The following is an 18,122-nucleotide window of genomic DNA, read 5'->3' on the forward strand; positions in this document are numbered from 1 at the left end:
TCAACCACCGGCTGCCCGCCCGGCGGGACGGGCGCGTACGGAGGAGCGGCGGGCGCCTGCCGCGGCGCCGGGGCCGGGCGGGGTACGGGGCGGGCCTGCCCGGGCCCGGGGCACGCGTTCGTGTGCCGCGCGTCTCGGGTGTCCCGCGTCCCGTCGTCCATCGCCGTCGCTCCCCGGCCAGTCGCATCCACCGTCAGCCAGTCAATCTAACCCTGCGCACAAGGGAGTTGCCGGTGACGCGGCCGACCGCGACCCGCCGGGCCCCCGGCCCCGCGCGGAGCCCGCCGTGCCGCCGCCGTCTGTCCATCGCGGACAACCGCGAGCACCGACAACGCCCACATGGAGCATGCCCAGCCCCCTTGCGCGGCTCTAGCCTGCCGGAAAGAAGGAAAGCGTCCGGAAAACGCCCCCCGCACGATCTGACCAGGGAGCCCCCATGTCCGCACTCGAGCAGACGCGTCACCTCGCCACCGCCATTCCCGGCCCGAAGTCGCGGGAACTCCAGGCCCGCCGGAGCGCGGCGGTCGCGCAGGGCGTCAGCTCCACGCTGCCGGTCTTCGTCACGCGTGCGGGCGGAGGCATCGTCGAGGACGTCGACGGCAACCGCCTCATCGACTTCGGCTCGGGCATCGCGGTGACGAGTGTCGGCGCGTCCGCCGAGGCCGTGGTGCGCCGCGCCTCCGCGCAGCTCGCCGACTTCACGCACACGTGTTTCATGGTCACGCCGTACGAGGGGTATGTGGCCGTCGCCGAGGCGCTGGCCGAGCTGACGCCCGGTGACCACGCGAAGAAGACCGCCCTGTTCAACAGCGGCGCCGAGGCCGTCGAGAACGCCGTGAAGATCGCCCGCGCCTACACCGGGCGCCAGGCGGTCGTCGTCTTCGACCACGGCTACCACGGCCGCACCAACCTGACCATGGCGCTCACGGCCAAGAACATGCCGTACAAGCACAGCTTCGGCCCGTTCGCCCCCGAGGTCTACCGCGCTCCGCTCGCCTACCCCTACCGGTGGCCGACCGGCGCGGACAACTGCGGTCCGGAGGCCGCCAAGGCCGCCATCGACCGGATCTCCACGCAGATCGGCGCGGAGAACGTGGCCGCGATCATCATCGAGCCGGTGCTCGGCGAGGGCGGCTTCATCGAGCCCGCCAAGGGCTTCCTGCCGGCGCTGCGCGAGTTCGCCTCCGAGCACGGCATCGTCTTCGTCGCCGACGAGATCCAGTCCGGGTTCTGCCGCACCGGCCAGTGGTTCGCCTGCGAGGACGAGGGCATCGTCCCCGACCTGATCACCACGGCCAAGGGCATCGCCGGCGGTCTCCCGCTCGCCGCCGTCACCGGCCGCGCGGAGATCATGGACGCCGCGCACGCGGGCGGCCTGGGCGGCACCTACGGCGGCAACCCCGTCGCCTGCGCGGCCGCGCTCGGTGCGATCGAGACGATGAAGGAGCTCGACCTCAACGCCCGGGCGAAGCGGATCGAGGAGGTCATGAAGGGCCGCCTGACCGCGATGCGGGAGAAGTTCGACATCATCGGCGACGTCCGCGGCCGCGGCGCCATGATCGCCGTCGAGCTGGTGACGGACCGCGCCACGAAGGAGCCGAACCCCAAGGCCACGGCCGCGCTCGCCAAGGCCTGCCACGCCGAGGGCCTGATCGTGCTCACCTGCGGCACCTACGGCAACGTGCTCCGTTTCCTGCCTCCGCTGGTGATCGGCGAGGACCTGCTGAACGAGGGTCTGGACATCATCGAGCAGGCGTTCACGCGCATCTGAGCGACGGTTCGCCGCATCCGGCGAAGCCGGAAGCAGAGCATGTGAAGAAGGTGTGGGAGGAGGATGGCAGGACGCGGATCCGGCTGTCCTTCCCCGCCGCGCTGCCGTAGGTTCTTCCTCAGATGAGAGATACACCCGCCCGCAGGCATCTGCGGGTGCCATCAGGCCGTGGCCTCCCCAGCTTCGACCTGGTACGTGCCTCGCGCACACAACCGGAGTCCCCGGGCTCCGGGTCTCCTCACCGATCGGACGGTCGCCCGCCCCAGACCCCCCGGGGCGAGCGGCGTTCCGGTCAGGGCGGCCGCTCCCGCGCGGAGGGGCCGTTCCCCGAAGGGCCGACGCGAATCCCCCCCTCGCGCCGGCCCTTCGCCTGTACGATCCGCCGTCGGGCACGCACACGCACCGTCCGCGCGGGCCCGCTGCCGCTTCGTCACCCGCACCGTGTCGTCCGTCCCTCCACCAGGACGGCGGACACCGGTGCCGCGGCGGCCGGACGCACCGAACCGCCGAGGGTCCCGTGATCAGCACCCGTGAGTACGCGGCGTGGTCCGCGCTGGACATCGCACGCCGGGTGGGCTGTGGTGCCCTCACGGCCGTCGACGCCGTCGACGCCGCCCTGGCCCTGATCCGGGAGCGTGACCCCGGCATCCGTGCGTTCACCGAGGTGTGGGCCGAGCGGGCGCGAGCCCGGGCCGCCGAGGTCGACGCCCGGATCGCCCGGGGCGAGCGGCTGCCGCTCGCGGGTGTGCCGATCGGGGTGAAGGCCGGGGAGGGCCCCGGGTCCTTCCAGAACACCCGCCTGGCGGCGGCCGGGTGCGTGCCGGTCGGCGCCACCGCGGTGCCGCGCACCGGCCGGGGGTGGCAGACGTACGGGCACACGGACCGGGGCCCCACCCTGAATCCGCTCGATCCCGCCTGGTCCCCCGGGGGTTCGTCCGCGGGCTCGGCGGCCGCGGTCGCCGCCGGTCTGGTCCCGCTGGCCAGCGGGTCGGACGGGGCCGGGTCGGTGCGCATCCCGGCCGCCTGGTGCGGCGTCGTCGGCCTCAAACCCACCAACGGCCTGCTGCCCTCCCGCGACCGCGCCGGGCTCAACTCGCCGGGCGTGCTGGTGCGGTGCCCTCGGGACGCACTCGCCTGGCTCGACGCCGTGCTCGGGGAGGACTCCCCCGCGGCCGCCGTGACGTGGGGGGCGTCCCGGCCCGTCGCCGTGTGGTCGGCGACCCTCGGATACGCGGACACCGATCCGGCGGTCGCGGCCGTCGCCCGCCGCGCCGCGGACCGGCTCGCCGCGGCCGGGCTGATCACCCTGACCGGCGCGGCGGGCCCCGTCCTCGCCGACCCCGCGGCGGCGTGGACGGCCCTGCGCGCGGGGGCGCCGTCCGCCGAGGCCGCCGGCACCGTCGCGGCCAACGACGCGCGTCTGGCGGACGTCTTCGAGCGGGCCCACCTGCTGCTCACCCCCACCACGCCGCATCCCCCGCACGGACACGCCGGCCCGGGGCCGCGCATGAGCGTCGCTTTGACCTGGTCGTTCAACATCAGCGGGCATCCGGCGGTCAGCCTGCCCGCAGGACGCACCCCCGAGGGCCGGCCGGTGGGACTGCAGCTGGTGGGCCGCCCGCACCACGACCGGCCGCTGCTGCACCTCGCCGACCACGCCGCGCGGCGCGGAGCCGTCGCGCTGCCGCAGGACGTTTGTCCTGACGGCAACTTCCCGCTCACGCGACCGGTGTGACGCCGAGTCCGCGAGCGGGACCGCTGACACACATGCGCCCGGAGGGGCGCGGAAAAGACGGCGGCTTTGCTCCTGCAGACCCGCCGAGAACCCGCAATCCCCGTCCGCCGGCACCGCGGGAAATTCTTGCCCGACAGGCAAGGGGATCACGTTCCCGGAAATCTTTCTCCACTGTGCGGAACAGCTTCCCGGCCGGTGAATCCCAGGTTTTGTCCGCCTCTTGCCGACCGGCCGCGGCGCACCCCTTCGCTTTCCCCGCGCCTTCTTATTGCAATGGCCGTACCGGGCGGCACGGTGAAGGCGCTCCGACCCGCAGGGTGACCGCTTCCCGGGGAATTGACCGTTTACGGCGAAGTGCCCTTCCGGCCACCATCGGTCCTGATTCTCCGCACCTGCCCGCCATTCGTAATGGTGTTCTAACCGTACTTCTATGGTGAAACGTTGCTCCCCGCACGGAAGGTGGCACTCCGCTGGTGACGCACTCGCTTGTCGACCCCAACGGCCGTTCATGACCGGGGCCTTGAGCACGGGAGACGGACGGGATCGCTCAGCTGCGGGTGATAGCATCCACGGGTCTGCGACCTTGGACCACACGCCTCAGGCGCTTCGAAGATGCCGGCCACGGATTCCCGTGCGGGACCGTCTGCCCATGGCCGCAGCCATACGCCAGGAAAGGTTTCCATGACTCAAGACGCACTTGTTTGGTTCCTGGTTGCCCTGGCGGTCATAGCGATCGCCGCGGTCTGGATCCTCAGTCGTCGCAACAAGGCCGTAGCGAAGAGAAAGGCCGAGATAGAGGCGGACCTCAATCAGCAGCTGAGCAAGGCAGACGAGCAAATAGTCAGCCTCACCCGCGAACTGCAGCAGTTCAAGGACGAACACGAGGAACGCATCCGGCAGGCCGAGGAGGCCGCCGAGGAGAGCACCAAAGCCGTTCTCAAGGGATCCGCGCGCTTCCTGCAGAGCCTGGCCGCCGAACAGCAGACGCTGCTGGAGACCATCCAGCGCAAGTACGGAGGTCACTCGGTCCTGGGTGACCTGCTCGAGGTCAGCCACGCCAACGCCCAGATGTCGCGCAAGGCCCAGGGCATCGCGGTGGTCTGCGGTGCGCCGCTGGGCCGCCGCAACAAGCCGGCGAGCGTGTACGACGTGGTGCGCAGCGCGATGGGTCAGATCCGGAACTTCGAGCGCGTCTCCATCATGCAGCAGACCGGCTTCGCCCTGAAGGCGTCCGCCGTCTCGCCCGTCGCGCTCGCCGTCGCCGAGCTTCTCGACAACGCCGCCAGCTTCTCCCAGCAGAACGCGCCCATCGAGGTGACGTTCCAGCGGGTGCAGAAGAACCTGTGCATCGTCATCGACGACGCGGGTGTCGGCATGAGCGACGAAGACCGGCAGCAGGCCACCGCGCTGCTGTCCGGTGAGTACCGGCCCCGCCTGTCGCAGCTGGGCAACCAGCCGAAGTGGGGTTTCCCCGTCATCGCCCTGCTCGCGCAGCAGTACGGCTTCCGTGTGGACGTCACCGGCGTCTCGCGCTACGGCGGCGTCCGGGCGGTCGTGCTGCTTCCGGAGGAGCTGTGGACCATGGAGGAGACCACCCCGTCGCCCGCCGAGACCGGCCAGGCCGCCGGTGCGGTCGGGAACGTCACCCGGGCGGACTCGGCGTCGCGTACCGCGCACGGCCTGCCTCGTCGCGGCGCACGCCAGATTCCCGTGGCCAGCGTTCCGGACCGGGACACCACGACGGCGGCGCTGCCGGAACCGGGCGACGCCGGCCAGGCGGCCGGGCGGAGCCTGGGTGCGTTCCAGCGCGGAACCCTGTCGGGCCGCCGGCTGACCGTCGCGCCGTCGGAAGGGACCGATGAGGCATGACGACTGACGACCTGTCGTGGATGCTGCAGGACATCGTGGACAACGTGCCGAAGGCGACGCACGCGGTCCTGCTGTCCGCGGACGGCATCCCCCGCGGGGCGAGCGCCGGCATGGACCGCTCGGCCGTGGAGACGATCTCGGCCGCGATGTCGGGCATGCAGTCCCTCAGCCGCGCCGCCGCGAAGTTCGCCGGCAGCGAGCCGGACGCGACGTGGGAACAGACGATCATCGAGTTCTCGCACGGCTGGGTCTTCCTGATCGGCGCCGGCCAGGGCGCCTACCTGGCCGCGGCGGCGGAACCCGACGTCGACATGGGCGCGATCAGCTTCCGGATGCACCGGCTGGTCGCCCGCCTGGGCAACAACCTCACCACCCCGCCCCGGGTGAACGCCGACGGCTGGTCCGAGCGGGGCGGCAGGGGCGGCGACCGGGGACCGGGCGCCGGCGGGGCCGGCATCGCCATCGCCGACCTGGACGCCGTCTTCGCCGGTGTGCGCGGCGCGCGGCAGGCCGTGCTGCTCGGCAGCGACGGCCTGCCGCGCGGGGCGACCACCAGCATGAGCCGGGACCTGGTGGACACCATCGCGGCGGCCATGCAGGGCCTGCACGCCTACAGCCGCGCCACGTCGAGCTTCGCCGGTGTGCGGGACGCGCTGTGGCGGCAGACGGTCATCGAGTTCTCGCACGGCTGGGTGTTCCTGGTCCCGGCGGGCAACGGTTCCCTGCTCGCCGCGGCGGCGGAGCCGGACACCGACATCGCGGACTTCGCCACCCGGCTGCACGAGGCCGTCGTACCGCAGCTGAGCACTCAGCCCGCAGCGAGCAGGGAGGCGAGCCGCAGGTGACCGACGAGCCGGAGCCGGGACTGGAGCTGACCTCTTCTTTAGTCCCGCTGTTCGTGATCACGAACGGGCGGTCCTTGCCGCCGGAGCACGCCTATGAGCGGACGACGCTGGTGTCGGCCAGCCAGGACGCCTCCGACGCCGAAGCGCGCACCCTGTCTCCCGAGGCCCGGCAGGTGCTGGAGCTGGTCACGGGCGGCTTCCTGTCGGTGGCGGAGGTGGCCGCGCACACGCATCTGCCGCTGGGGATCGTACGGATCCTGCTGGCGCAGCTGGAGGAGCGCGGCCTGATCGCGGCGAGGAAACCGATTCCTCGCGCGGAACATGTGGATCGAGACGTGCTCAACGCCGTGCTGGACGGCCTCAGAGCCCGATTCGGAGCGTGATTCGTGTACCTGGAATCAGGGGTTTCCACCGCGGTGAAGGTGCTCGTGGTGGGGCACTTCGGAGTGGGCAAGACCACGTGCATCCGGAGCATCTCCGAGATCGAGCCGCTGAGCACCGAGGAGGAGATCACCGAAGCCAGCGTCGGTTTCGACGACCTGTCGGGCACCCCCGACAAGACCACGACGACGGTCGCGATGGACTTCGGCCGTCTCACCCTCAGCGACGAGGTGGTCCTCTACCTCTTCGGCACGCCCGGCCAGGAGCGCTTCAAGGAGATGTGGGAGGAGCTGTCCCGCGGCGCCCTGGGCGCGCTCGTCCTCGTCGACCCCGAGCGGCTGTCGGACAGCTTCCCGGTCCTGGACCTGGTCGAGCGGTTCGGCCTGACCTACGCCATCGGCGTGAACCGCTTCGAGGGCACGCCCGACTACCCCCTCGACGAGGTGCGCGAGGCACTGAACCTGTCCGCGGACACACCTGTGGTCCGCTGCGACGTCCGCGACCAGCAGTCGGCGGCTCAGGCCTTGATCACCCTCGTCGAACATCTGCTGACCCTCAGCGACTAGGAGCCTTGCTTTCTCATGGAGCACCGTCCCGACATACAGGGGCCGCCGCCCGGCTGCCCCGCACACGGCAACATGCAGCTGTACGGACCGCAGTTCGGCGCGGACCCCGAGAGCCACTACACCCATCTGCGCAGCCTGGGTCCCAGCGCGCCGGTCGACGTCGCACCGGGCGTGGAGGTCGAGCTGGTCACCAGCTACGAGGCCGCGAAATGGATCCTGCAGAACCCCGCGACCTTCGTCCGTGACGCGCGGCGCTGGAACGCGCTGAAGGAAGGCCGTATCCCTCAGGACAGTCCGGCGCTGCCCATGATGGGCTACCGCCCCAACGCCCTGTTCAGCGACGGGGCGGCGCACGGCCGGCTGCGGGAGGCCGTCACCGACAGCCTCGCCCCCGTCACCTCGCTGCAGCTGGCGCGGCGCACCCGGCAGTCGGCCGACTATCTGATCAGCCGGTTCAGCAGCGACCGTCTCGGCGAGGCCGAGCTGATGGCGGAGTACGCCCAGCCGCTACCGCTGCTGGTCTTCAGCGACCTGTTCGGCTGCCCGCCCGAGATCGGCGACCGGGTCATCACCGGCATCTCCGGGATCTTCGCCGGCACGACCGGCGCCGACGACAAGCTGGCCGAGGCGCTCACCGATCTGATCGCCCTCAAGCACCGCCGGCCCGGCGACGACGTGACGACCCGTCTGATGCAGCACTCGGCCCAGCTGTCGGACGAGGAGGTGATGCACCAGCTGGTGACGCTGCTGTCCGGCGGCACCACTCCCCTGACCGGGACGATCGGCACCGCCAGCGCGCTCATGCTCAGCGACGACTGGCAGGCGGACCGGCCCGTGGAGGACGCGGTCACCCAGGTGCTGTGGAACTACGCGCCGATCGCCAACTACGCGGGTCACTACCCCACGCAGGACGTGGAGCTGGGCGGCCGGGTGCTGAAGGCGAACAACCCGGTGCTGATCTCCTTCGCCGCCGCCAACACCGACCCGCAGCTGGCCGAGCACCGCGAGCAGCTCAGCGCGAAGGCGCACCTCGCCTTCGGGGCCGGGCCGCACGCCTGCCCCGCCAAGGACCCGGCCCTGACCATCGCCGTCACCGCCGTGGAGGCCCTGCTCAACCACCTTCCGGACATCAGCACCCGGGTTCCCCTGAAGGACCTGAGCTGGGTGCCGGCGCCGTGGAGCCGCGTCCTGCAGGAGCTGCCGGTCCGGTTCACCCCCCGTTCCGTGTCGCCGCCTCCGGCCTCGTCCCCCGCTCCTCGGGCCACCGCGCCCGCCGCCGCGCCCGTCACGCACCGCAGCACGTCGTCGTCCGGGTCCAAGCCCAAGCCGGGTCTGTGGAGCAAGTTCCTGGCCTGGACGCGGGGAGAGTGACGAAGGCAACTGCCCCTGGAATTGGTCATCTTGTATGTACGCCGCCATGCACGGGTATGCATGGCGGCTGATGACCAAGATCAGGAAAGGGCCGTCGTGGAGACTGCGACAACTCCGGCTGACACCCGGCGCTTGACCGTCTCGATCTTCTCCCGTCTGCGCACCGAGCGGGGACAGGCGAACCCGTTCCCGCTCTATGCGGAACTTCGCTCCAAAGGCGACGTCTTCGCAGCCCCGTGGGGAGGACACATCGTCACCGGCTTCGAGCTGTGCGACCGCATCCTGCGCAACCGTGACTGGTTAGAGCCCGACGCCGCGTGGCGCGAGCGGCAGGGCAGCGGCACCCGCTGGGGAGCACCCTCCTCACGTGAGATGAGCAAGACCCTTCCGGCGCTCAATCCCCCCGAGCACACCCGGGTCCGCCGCTCGGCCGGCATGTTCGACCGCAGCACCCTGAGCGACCTGCAGGCACCCATAGGCCGGATCACCACCCGGCTGCTCGACTCGCTCGCCGAACGGCTGCACGACGGCGAGGCCGACCTGAACATGCTGGTCAGCGAGGAACTCCCGGTGGCCACCGTGGGCCACTGGCTGGGCCTTCCCACCGCGGACTTCCCCCGGCTCCGCGACCTCACCCACGACCAGGTGTTCACCCAGGAACTCCTGCCGTCCGCCAGCCAGCTGGCGCTGTCCGACGCAGCGACGGCCGAACTGCGCGTGTACTTCACCGACCTGGTGCGCGAGCGGCGCCGCCGCCCCGGCGACGACCCGGTCTCCCGCTGGATCACCGTGTGGGACGAGCTGGAGAGCGACCGCGACAAGGCGGACGAGGCGGTCTATCTGCTCGCCCTGTTCGTGCTTCTCGCCGGCCTGGAGACCACCTCCACCCTGCTGTCCACCATGGTGCTGCTGCTCCTGCAGCACCCGCGGCAGTGGGACCGGCTCACCGTCCAGCCGGACCTCGTGCCGGCCGCGGTGGAGGAGGTCCTGCGCTACGACCCGCCCACCCATGTCATCAGCCGCGTGGCCTCGAAGGACTGCGTCCTCGGCGACACCGGGATACGCAAGGACGAGATGGTCCACCTCATGGTGGCGGCGGCCCACCGGGACCCGGCCAAGCACGAGGAACCCGAGCTGTTCAACCTGCACCGCAAACCGGGACACCTCGCCTTCAGCGGCGGCATCCACTACTGCCTCGGCGCCCCGCTGGCGCGCCTGGAGGCACAGACCCTGCTCCGCCAGCTGGTCACCCGCTTCCCGCGGCTGACCCTGGTACGCCAACCCTCCTGGGCCCCGCGCGTGGCCTTCAGGCGACTGCTGAATCTGGACGTGACCCTCATATGACCACGCCTCCACTCCACACCCTGCTCCGCCACAAGGCCCTGGACGTCAGCGAGGACGGCCCCGTCCTGCGTGTGATCCTCGACCCGTCGGCCGAGGACGGAGCCCTCTCGTCGGACGCCCTCGACGACCTCGAAGCCGTGCTGCGGGGCCTGCACGACCGGCCCGACATCCGGGTCCTCGTGCTCGGCTCCGCCGGCGACGACTTCTGCCTCGGAGCCGATCGCACCGAGTTCCAGGACGCACTGGAGCAGGAACCTTCCGGCAGTGCGCTGCGCCGCATCGTCGACAAGGCCTACCGCGTGTGCGACGCCCTGGAGAACACGCACGCGGTCACCATCGCCCGCCTCAACGGCAAGGTGATCGGCGCGGGACTGGCGCTGGCCGCCTACTGCGATCTGCGTGCCGGTGCGGACACCTGCCGCTTCCGCATGCCGGAGATCGCACTCGGACTGCCGCCGGCCTGGGGCGGCGCCATGGGCCGCCTGATCGTCGAGGCGGGCGCCGCAAGGATCCGCGAACTGATGCTGACCTGCGACCCGTTCGACGCGGACACCGCCCACCGGCTCGGCCTGCTGCACAAGGTGACGCCGGCCGAGAAGCTGGACGCCGCGATCGACGCGTGGATCAGGCCGCTGGTGCGCCGCTCGCCCGAGGCGCTGACGCTCACCAAGCGCATGCTGACCGGGTACTCCCGTGCGGCCCGCACCGCGGACGTCGCCCTGCTCGACGCCCATCTCCTCAGCGCCCAGATCGCCCGGCCAAGGCCGTAGGGCGCTCACCTGCCCGGCCGTGCCCCGGCACGGGCACCGACGACACCCCTCTGCCCCGTCGCCCCTGCCCGGCGTCCCGTTCGCGGTGGCCCCGGCAGCGGCGGCGGGGCCGCGTGTTCCCGGGGCGGCGGCCCGGAACCGGCGTCGTCCCCACGTGCCGGCGCCTCGGCACCACGGCCGGCGAGAAGACGGCGCAGTGCGCACACCGGAGACGGTGCGTGCGGCCGGTGCGCGCGGCGCAGCGCACCGGCGTCGGACGGGTGCGGCCGTGCCTGTGCGAAGCTGGGGCGCGTGCCGATCTCACCAGATGTGGACCGCGACGACGCCGGGGAGCACCACAGGCGGCGCGCCGCGCCGGCCTGGGCCGAGGCGGACGTCTCCCGGGACACCGGGCGCGGATCGCCTGCCTGGCCGGTGCTGCTCGCCGGGCTGCCCGCGCTGCTGTTCGCGCTGATCACCTGGCAGGTGACCGGCGACGGTCCGCTGCTGGACGCCGACCGGCGGGTCAGCCGCGCGGTGCTGCATCCCGACCGTCTCTCCGAGCTGCTGTCCGACCTCGGCAACGTGGAGGTCGCCGTGCCCGTGCTGGTCCTGGCGGCCGGGTATGCGGCGTGGCGGGGCCGGCGCGCGGGCGTGCCGCGGTGGTGGGGGCCGCCGGCGGCCGCGGTGGTGCCGGCGGCCGTGCTGCCCGCCGTGGTGGTGCCGTTGAAGGACTGGACCCACCGGGGCGGGACGCCCGTCATGCCGCCCGGCGACGGCTACTTCCCCTCCGGGCACACCGCGACAGCCGCCGTCGCCTACGGGGCGGCCGCGCTGGTGCTGCTGCTGTGGGTGCGGTCGCACCGCGCCCGGGGTGCGGTGGTGACGGTGTGGGGTGTGCTCGTGCTCGCGGTCTCCTACGGGCTGGTGCGGCGCGGGTACCACTGGCCACTGGACGTCGTGGCCGGCTGGTGCCTGTCCGCCGTGCTGCTGGTCGTGCTCCGGGCGGTCCTGCACGCCTTGCACGGGCGCCGCGGCTGACGCGTCAGCGGTCCCGGTCCCCGCCGGCCACCACCGCGGCCGCCTCGTGCATCGCCGGTTCCAGCAGGGCCGGGTCGGTGAGGGTGCCGGTGCCGTCCGGGGGACCAGCCGGCGGACCGTGCCGGCCGACCGGTCGGGGTACGGCACGACGATCCAGGTGCCCAGCCCGGCACCGCGCACACCCGTGCCCGGCCGGCGCCCGCCGTGCCCGGCTGGACGAGGAACCCCAGCCGGGCGTCGCCGGAGCCGGCCGGCACCGGGCCGAGCTGGTCCAGCACACCGGAGAGGACGTCGAGCGTGGGACACCCGAGTGCGGCCGGCAGGAACAGCACGTCCCACGCCGTGCCCGCGGGCAGCAGGGCGACCGACCGCGGGTCGCGTCGCCACTGCCGCTCAAGGGCGCGCGCATCGGGTGCCACGGACGCCGGCCATGCGAGCGCCTCCCTGGTCGCCGTCACGGAAGAACCTCCCTCTTCGCCGTGGGCGCACGGTGCGCCACCAGACAGAGGGAGGTCACCGCTTCGGCATTGCGCGGCTCGCGGCCGCGCATCGGAGTGCCCCCGGTCACAGGTTGGGCGCCGGTCAGCTGTCGAAGCCCAGGCCCAGCCGGTCCATGGTGCGCAGCCACAGATTGCGCCGGCCGCCGTGCGCGTCGGCCCGGGCCAGCGACCACTTGGTGAGCGCGATGCCGGTCCAGGCGAAGGGCTCCGGCGGGAACGGCAGGGGCTTGGTGCGGACCATCTGCAGGTCGGTGCGCTCGGTGCGCAGGCCCGCCAGCAGGTCGAGCATCACCTCGGCGCCGAAGCGGCTCGCGCCCACGCCCAGGCCCGTGTAGCCGGCCGCGTACGCCACCTTGCCCCGGTGGGCGGTGCCGAAGAACGGCGAGAAACGCGAGCAGGTGTCGATCGCGCCGCCCCAGGCATGGGTGAAGCGGATGCCCTCCAGCTGCGGGAAGCAGGTGAAGAAGTGCTCGGCGAGCCGGGCGTACGTCTCGGGGCGGTCGTCGTACTCGGCGCGCACCCGGCGGCCGTAGTGGTGGACGGCGTCGTAGCCGCCCCACAGAACGCGGTGGTCGGCGGTGAGGCGGAAGTAGTGGAACCGGTTGGCGCTGTCACCGAGTCCCTGGCGGTTCGTCCAGCCGACCGACTCCCGCTGTGCGGGGGTGAGCGGCTCGGTCATCAGGGCGTAGTCGTACACCGGGACGGTGTACGGACGCACCCGCCGCACCAGGCTGGGGAACACGTTGGTCGCGAGCGCGACCCGGCGGGCGCGGACCTGCCCGTACGGGGTGCTCACCCGCATGCCGGCGCCGTACGGCTCAAGGGTCAGGGCGGGGGTGTGCTCGTAGATGCGCACCCCGAGGCGGAGGCAGACACGTCTCAGTCCCCAGGCGAGCCTGGCCGGGTGGAGCATGGCGACACCGCGGCGGTCCCACAGTCCGGCCTCGAAGGTGGGCGAGGCGACCTGAGCGCGCACGGCGTCCCGGTCGAGGAACTCGATGCCGTCGGCCAGGCCCTGATCGCGCAGGCGGGCATACCAGTCCTCCATCTCCCACACCTGGTACGGCTCGGTGGCGACGTCGATCTCGCCGGTGCGTTCGAAGTCGCAGTCGATCCGGTGGCGGGCGACGGTCGCCTCGATGGCGTCGAGGTTGCGGGCGCCGAGTTCCTCCAGCCGACGGATCTCCCGCGGCCAGCGGGCCAGTCCGTTGGCCAGGCCGTGGGTGAGGGAGGCGGCGCAGAAGCCTCCGTTGCGGCCGGAGGCGGCCCAGGCCGTCTCGCGGCCCTCCACCAGCACCACGTCCGTGCCGGGGTCGCGTTCCTTGGCGATCAGCGCGGTCCACAGTCCGCTGTAGCCGCCGCCGACGACCAGCAGGTCGCAGGTGTCGGCGCCGCTCAGGGCGGGTTCGGGGCGGGGCCGGCCGGGGTCGTCGAGCCAGTACGGCACCGGCCGGGCCTCGCGGAGCGATCTCGTCCAACGGGTCATGGCGCTCGGGGCCATGATGTCAACTCCCTACACGACTCGCGTGGTTGCTGTGTCGGTGTCTGTCAGGTGGTGTGCCTCCTGCGGCGGTTGCCGACGGCCGTGGCGGCCAGGACGCACAGGACGGCGACGACGAACATGGCGGTGCCGACGACGTTGATCTGCACGGGTGTGCCGCGCTGCGCCGACCCCCACACGTACATGGGGAAGGTGACGGTCGATCCCGCGGTGAAGTTGGTGATGACGAAGTCGTCGAAGGACAGGGCGAAGGCGAGCAGCGCGCCCGCGGCGATGCCCGGTGCCGCGATCGGCAGGGTCACCCGCACAAACGTCTGGAGGGGGCCGGCGTACAGGTCCTGGGCGGCCTGTTCCAGGCGCGGGTCCATCGACATCACACGTGCCTTGACCGCGGTGACGACGAAGCTGAGGCAGAACATGACGTGGGCGATGAGGACCGTCCAGAAACCCAGCCGCACACCCAGGTTGAGGAACAGGGTGAGCAGCGAGGCGGCCATGACGACCTCGGGCATCGCCATCGGCAGGAAGATCAGCGCGTTGACGGCGCCGCGGGCGCGGAACCGGTAGCGGACCAGCGCGAAGGCGGTCATCGTGCCCAGGACGGTGGCGCCGAGGGTCGCCCAGACGGCGATCCGCAGGCTGAGCCCGAGCGAGGTGCACAGCCCGGCGACGTCGCACGGGTGTCTCCAGGCGTCGGTGGAGAACCGCTGCCACTCGTAGTTGAAACGTCCCTTGGGCCGGTTGAAGGAGAACACCGTGACGACGGCGTTCGGCAGCAGCAGGTAGGCGAGCGTCAGCAGTCCGGCGGCGACGACGAGATGCCGCTTGATCCAGGTGAGGAGACGCATCAGACCAGGTCCTCCGTCCCGGACCTGCGGATGTAGACGGTGACCATGAGCAGGATGGCGGCCATGAGGAGGAACGACAGGGCGGCCGCCGTCGGGTAGTCGAGGATGCGCAGGAACTGTGTCTGGATGACGTTGCCAACCATGCGGGTGTCGGTGGATCCGAGCAGGTCGGCGTTGACGTAGTCGCCGGCGGCCGGGATGAACGTCAGCAGGGTGCCGGAGACCACGCCCGGCAGGGACAGCGGGAAGGTGACCCTGCGGAAGGTGGTGGCCGGCCGGGCGTACAGGTCGCCGGCCGCCTCCAGCAGCCCGGGGTCGATCCGCTCCAGCGAGGTGTACAGCGGCAGGATCATGAACGGCAGGAAGTTGTAGGTCAGTCCGCACACCACGGCCAGCGGGGTGGCGAGCACCCGGTGGCCGGAGGTCCAGCCGAGCCAGTCGGTGACGTCCAGGACGTGCAGGGTGCCGAGCGCGCCGACGAGGGGGCCGCCGTCGGCGAGGATCGTCTTCCAGGCCAGGGTGCGGATCAGGAAGCTGGTGAAGAACGGCGCGACCACCAGGACCATGAGCAGGTTGCGCCAGCGGCCCGCGCGCAGGGCGATGAGATACGCCAACGGGTAGCCGAGCAGCAGGCACAGGACGGTCGCGCAGGCCGCGTACAGCACGGAGCGCAGGAACTGCGGCCAGTACTCCGACAGGGCGTCCCAGTAGGTCGCGAAGTGCCAGGTGACGGTGTAGCCCTGCTCCAGGGAGCCGGTCTGCACGGAGGTGGACGCCTGGTAGATCACCGGCAGGGCGAAGAAGACCAGCAGCCACAGGATGCCGGGCAGCAGCAGCCAGTACGGGGTCAGGCGGCCGCGCCCGCGCGGCGGCTCGTCGTCGGGTGCGGTGGGCGCGAGCGGGGGCGGCGCCTCGGTGACGGCGGCCATCAGGCGGCTTCCTCCTCGGCGTGTGCCGTACCGGCGTCGCCGTCCTGGGCGGCGTCCAGACCGAAGGTGTGCGCCGGGCTCCAGTGCGCGACGACCTCGGCACCGGGCACCAGGCGCGGGTCGCGGTCGATGTTCTGGGCGTACACCTCGAAGCCGGGGCAGACGGGGCTGTCGACGACGTACTGGGTGGAGACACCGAGGAAGCCGGCGTCGGCGATCCGGCCCGTGATGCGGTTGCGGCCCTCGGGTATCCCGGCAGCGTCGTCGGCGTGGGTGAGGGTGATCTTCTCCGGGCGGACCCCCGCGAGCACCGCGGCACCGGCCGGGGCGGGGACGGTGCAGCGTGCGGCGGGCAGAACGAGCGTGGCGCCGCCGGCCGTCAGGACGAGCTCCTCGCCGCGGCGCGCGGTCACCCGCGCCGGAACGAGGTTGGAGGTGCCGAGGAAGCCGGCGACGAACGCGGTGCGCGGGTTCTCGTACAGGTCGGTGGGGGTGCCGAGCTGCTCGACCCGGCCGGCGTTCATCACGGCGACCGTGTCGGCCATGGTCATGGCCTCCTCCTGGTCGTGGGTGACATGGATGAACGTGATGCCCACCTCGGTCTGGATGCGTTTGAGTTCCAGCTGCATCTGCCGGCGCAGTTTCAGGTCCAGGGCACCCAGCGGCTCGTCGAGGAGCAGCACCTCGGGATGGTTGATGAGAGCACGGGCGACGGCGACACGTTGCTGCTGGCCGCCGGAGAGCTGGTGCGGTTTCCTGCGGGCCTGCCGGCCGAGCTGGACCAGCTCCAGCATCTCCGCCACCTGCTGCTTCACGTTCTTGATGCCGCGCCGGCGCAGGCCGAAGGCGACGTTCTCGAAGACGTCCAGGTGCGGGAAGAGGGCGTAGGACTGGAAGACGGTGTTCACCGGCCGCCGGTACGGCGGCAGCCGGGTCACGTCCTGGTCGCCGAGGTGGACGGTGCCCTGGGTGGGTTCCTCCAGGCCTGCGATCATGCGCAGGGTGGTGGTCTTGCCGCAGCCGGAGGCGCCGAGCAGCGCGAAGAAGGAACCCTGGGGCACGGTCAGGTCCAGCGGGTGCACGGCGGTGAAGGTGCCGTATCGCTTGCTGATCCCGGTCAGGCGGACGTCGCCGCCGCCGACCGCCGGTGTCGTGGTCGTCTGCATGGTGGTCACGCCCCTGTGAGCTTCGCGAACTTCGCTTCGTACGCCGCTGCTTCCTTCTCGCTCAGCGAGCGGAAGGCGTGGGACTTCGCGGCCGTGGTCCGGTCGGGAACGATCAGCGGGTTGTCCGCCGCGGACTTGTCGATCTTCGCGAGCCAGGGCTTCACACCGTCCACCGGGGAGACGTAGTTGGTGTACGCGGCGAGCGCGGCAGCCTGGACCGGCTCGTAGAAGAAGTCGATCAGCCGCTCGGCGTTGGTCTTGTGCCGGGCCCCCGCGGGGACGAGCAGGCAGTCGGTGGACGTCACGATCCCGGCGTCCGGGATGACATAGCCGACGTCCGGGTTGTCCGCCTGGAGCTGGACCACGTCGCCGCCCCAGGCCAGGCAGGCGGCCAGGTCGCCCCTGGTGAGGTCGGAGGTGTAGTCGTTGCCGGTGAAGCGGCGTATCTGCCCCTTGTCGACGGCCTTCCGCAGACGGGCGATGGCCGCGTCGTAGTCGTCGGCGGTCACGTGCGCCGGGTCCTTGCCCATGTCGAGCAGCGTCATGCCGACGGTGTCGCGCATCTCGGAGAGGACACCCACCCGTCCCTTGAGCGCGGGTTTGTCGAGCAGGTCGGAGAACGAGGTGACCTCGACGCCGTCCAGCGCCTTCTTGTTGTAGGCGATGACGGTGGAGACACCCTGCCAGGGATAGGAGTAGGCGTGTCCCGGATCCCACTCCGGGTCGCGGAACTGCGCGGCGAGGTGGGTGAAGGCGTTGGGCAGGTTCTCCGGGTCGAGTTTCTGCGCCCAGCCCAGGCGGATGACCCGCGCGGCCAGCCAGTCGGTGAGGACGATGATGTCCCGGCCGGTGTCCTGGCCGGCGGCGAGCTGCGGCTTGATCTTGCCGAAGAACTCGTCGTTGTCGTTGATGTCCTCGGTGTACGCGACTTCGATGCCGGTCCGCCGGGTGAACGTCTCCAGGGTGGGACGGCGCCTGCCGCTCGCGTCCACGTCGATGTACTCGGGCCAGTTGGAGAAGTCGACGACCTTCTCCCGGTCCGAGTGGTCCGTGGTGGCGGTGACGCCCCGGGTGGTGCCCGCCGGGGGGATCCCGCAGGCGGTCAGCGTGCCGAGCCCGCCGACGGCGAGCACGCCGCCCGCCGAGGCGCGCAGCAGCGACCGGCGGGTGAGGGCGGGCCGCCGGCCGCGGGGGCCGCGCCGCGGGGTGGCGGTGAGGCGTCCGGGCTCGTACTGCTCCATGCGTGTGGTGCCCTTTCGAGACGGTTCGGCCCGGTCGGGCCGGGAAGTGGCTGTCGGTCCCAGAAGAGTGTGCGGTACCGGTCCGTGCGGGCCGCCACGGTGGTCCCGGACCGGACGTGCCCGGCGCGGGAGCCCAGGTCGCGCCCCGGGGTGTGACGGGGCGACGGGCGGGCGCGGTCCTGCGGGCCCGGGGCGTGGAGCTGCGGTGCGGGGGATCGTTCCGGGGTGACGGTGCCGTGGACGTGCATGTCGCTCTCCTCCGCCG

At 71.9% G+C, this 18,122-nt stretch carries 15 protein-coding genes and 1 pseudogene; 10 read left to right on the top strand and 6 right to left on the bottom strand.

All coding sequences use genetic code 11. From position 1 onward, the window contains the following. Positions 1–436 precede the first annotated feature (436 nt). From gabT to IE286_RS23140, 10 genes are all read left to right on the top strand, one after another. The gene (gene gabT, locus IE286_RS23095) at positions 437–1,771 is read left to right on the top strand and encodes a 4-aminobutyrate--2-oxoglutarate transaminase (RefSeq protein WP_189798697.1); all 1,335 of its coding nucleotides are present in this window, start codon (positions 437–439) and stop codon (positions 1,769–1,771) included. A gap of 517 nt (positions 1,772–2,288) precedes the next feature. After that, positions 2,289–3,506, top strand: coding sequence for an amidase family protein (locus tag IE286_RS23100; protein WP_189798698.1), 1,218 nt, complete (start codon positions 2,289–2,291; stop codon positions 3,504–3,506). A 681-nt stretch (positions 3,507–4,187) separates the two neighbouring features. Further along, entirely contained in the window at positions 4,188–5,375 is a 1,188-nt protein-coding gene (locus tag IE286_RS23105; protein ID WP_189798699.1) for an ATP-binding protein, read from the top strand. Beyond that, complete coding sequence (locus tag IE286_RS23110; RefSeq protein WP_229863440.1) at positions 5,372–6,220, top strand: roadblock/LC7 domain-containing protein; 849 nt, start codon at positions 5,372–5,374, stop codon at positions 6,218–6,220. Before IE286_RS23105 ends, IE286_RS23110 begins: the two co-directional genes overlap by 4 nt. Next, entirely contained in the window at positions 6,217–6,603 is a 387-nt protein-coding gene (locus tag IE286_RS23115) for a DUF742 domain-containing protein (RefSeq protein WP_189798700.1), read from the top strand. The genes IE286_RS23110 and IE286_RS23115 overlap by 4 nt, the downstream gene beginning before the upstream one ends. Positions 6,604–6,606: 3 nt before the next feature. Then, positions 6,607–7,167: a GTP-binding protein gene (locus IE286_RS23120; protein WP_189798701.1), complete on the top strand. Its 561-nt coding sequence runs from the start codon at positions 6,607–6,609 to the stop codon at positions 7,165–7,167. A gap of 15 nt (positions 7,168–7,182) precedes the next feature. Next, complete coding sequence (locus tag IE286_RS23125) at positions 7,183–8,538, top strand: cytochrome P450 family protein (RefSeq protein ID WP_189798702.1); 1,356 nt, start codon at positions 7,183–7,185, stop codon at positions 8,536–8,538. 60 nt (positions 8,539–8,598) lie between these two features. Then, positions 8,599–9,882, top strand: coding sequence for a cytochrome P450 (locus IE286_RS23130; RefSeq protein WP_189798703.1), 1,284 nt, complete (start codon positions 8,599–8,601; stop codon positions 9,880–9,882). Next, positions 9,879–10,652, top strand: coding sequence for an enoyl-CoA hydratase/isomerase family protein (locus IE286_RS23135; protein ID WP_189798704.1), 774 nt, complete (start codon positions 9,879–9,881; stop codon positions 10,650–10,652). Before IE286_RS23130 ends, IE286_RS23135 begins: the two co-directional genes overlap by 4 nt. A 291-nt stretch (positions 10,653–10,943) precedes the next feature. Next, on the top strand, positions 10,944–11,672 hold the full coding sequence (locus IE286_RS23140; RefSeq protein ID WP_372462574.1) for a phosphatase PAP2 family protein: 729 nt from the start codon (positions 10,944–10,946) through the stop codon (positions 11,670–11,672). Between the two features lie 4 nt (positions 11,673–11,676). Here IE286_RS23140 and IE286_RS27380 read toward each other — a convergent pair. The 6 genes and pseudogenes from IE286_RS27380 to IE286_RS23165 form a co-directional block, all read right to left on the bottom strand. Then, positions 11,677–12,130, bottom strand: a pseudogene (locus tag IE286_RS27380) (hypothetical protein). Between the two features lie 124 nt (positions 12,131–12,254). Further along, positions 12,255–13,673 carry an NAD(P)/FAD-dependent oxidoreductase gene (locus IE286_RS23145; protein ID WP_189798705.1) on the bottom strand — a complete coding sequence of 473 codons (1,419 nt, stop codon included), beginning with the start codon at positions 13,671–13,673 and terminating at the stop codon, positions 12,255–12,257. 47 nt (positions 13,674–13,720) lie between these two features. Beyond that, a complete protein-coding gene (locus IE286_RS23150) occupies positions 13,721–14,521 on the bottom strand; it encodes an ABC transporter permease (RefSeq protein WP_189798706.1) in 801 nt (266 codons plus the stop codon). Next, a complete protein-coding gene (locus IE286_RS23155; protein ID WP_189798707.1) occupies positions 14,521–15,450 on the bottom strand; it encodes an ABC transporter permease in 930 nt (309 codons plus the stop codon). Before IE286_RS23155 ends, IE286_RS23150 begins: the two co-directional genes overlap by 1 nt. Continuing rightward, complete coding sequence (locus IE286_RS23160; RefSeq protein WP_229863445.1) at positions 15,450–16,625, bottom strand: ABC transporter ATP-binding protein; 1,176 nt, start codon at positions 16,623–16,625, stop codon at positions 15,450–15,452. The genes IE286_RS23155 and IE286_RS23160 overlap by 1 nt, the downstream gene beginning before the upstream one ends. Then, a complete protein-coding gene (locus tag IE286_RS23165) occupies positions 16,622–17,857 on the bottom strand; it encodes a polyamine ABC transporter substrate-binding protein (RefSeq protein ID WP_189798708.1) in 1,236 nt (411 codons plus the stop codon). Before IE286_RS23165 ends, IE286_RS23160 begins: the two co-directional genes overlap by 4 nt. Positions 17,858–18,122: the final 265 nt, after the last annotated feature.

Source organism: Streptomyces thermodiastaticus (genome assembly GCF_014656135.1).
GTDB lineage: Bacteria > Actinomycetota > Actinomycetes > Streptomycetales > Streptomycetaceae > Streptomyces > Streptomyces thermodiastaticus.

Bases quoted from the DNA above. Each gene is read 5' to 3' on its own strand.
- IE286_RS23155 (WP_189798707.1), bottom strand. From the start codon at position 15,450: ATGGCCGCCGTCACCGAGGCGCCGCCCCCGCTCGCGCCCACCGCACCC.
- IE286_RS23165 (WP_189798708.1), bottom strand. From the start codon at position 17,857: ATGGAGCAGTACGAGCCCGGACGCCTCACCGCCACCCCGCGGCGCGGC.
- IE286_RS23105 (WP_189798699.1), top strand. From the start codon at position 4,188: ATGACTCAAGACGCACTTGTTTGGTTCCTGGTTGCCCTGGCGGTCATA.
- IE286_RS23125 (WP_189798702.1), top strand. From the start codon at position 7,183: ATGGAGCACCGTCCCGACATACAGGGGCCGCCGCCCGGCTGCCCCGCA.
- IE286_RS23130 (WP_189798703.1), top strand. From the start codon at position 8,599: ATGGCGGCTGATGACCAAGATCAGGAAAGGGCCGTCGTGGAGACTGCG.
- IE286_RS23145 (WP_189798705.1), bottom strand. From the start codon at position 13,673: ATGGCCCCGAGCGCCATGACCCGTTGGACGAGATCGCTCCGCGAGGCC.
- IE286_RS23110 (WP_229863440.1), top strand. From the start codon at position 5,372: ATGACGACTGACGACCTGTCGTGGATGCTGCAGGACATCGTGGACAAC.
- gabT (WP_189798697.1), top strand. From the start codon at position 437: ATGTCCGCACTCGAGCAGACGCGTCACCTCGCCACCGCCATTCCCGGC.
- IE286_RS23150 (WP_189798706.1), bottom strand. From the start codon at position 14,521: ATGCGTCTCCTCACCTGGATCAAGCGGCATCTCGTCGTCGCCGCCGGA.
- IE286_RS23135 (WP_189798704.1), top strand. From the start codon at position 9,879: ATGACCACGCCTCCACTCCACACCCTGCTCCGCCACAAGGCCCTGGAC.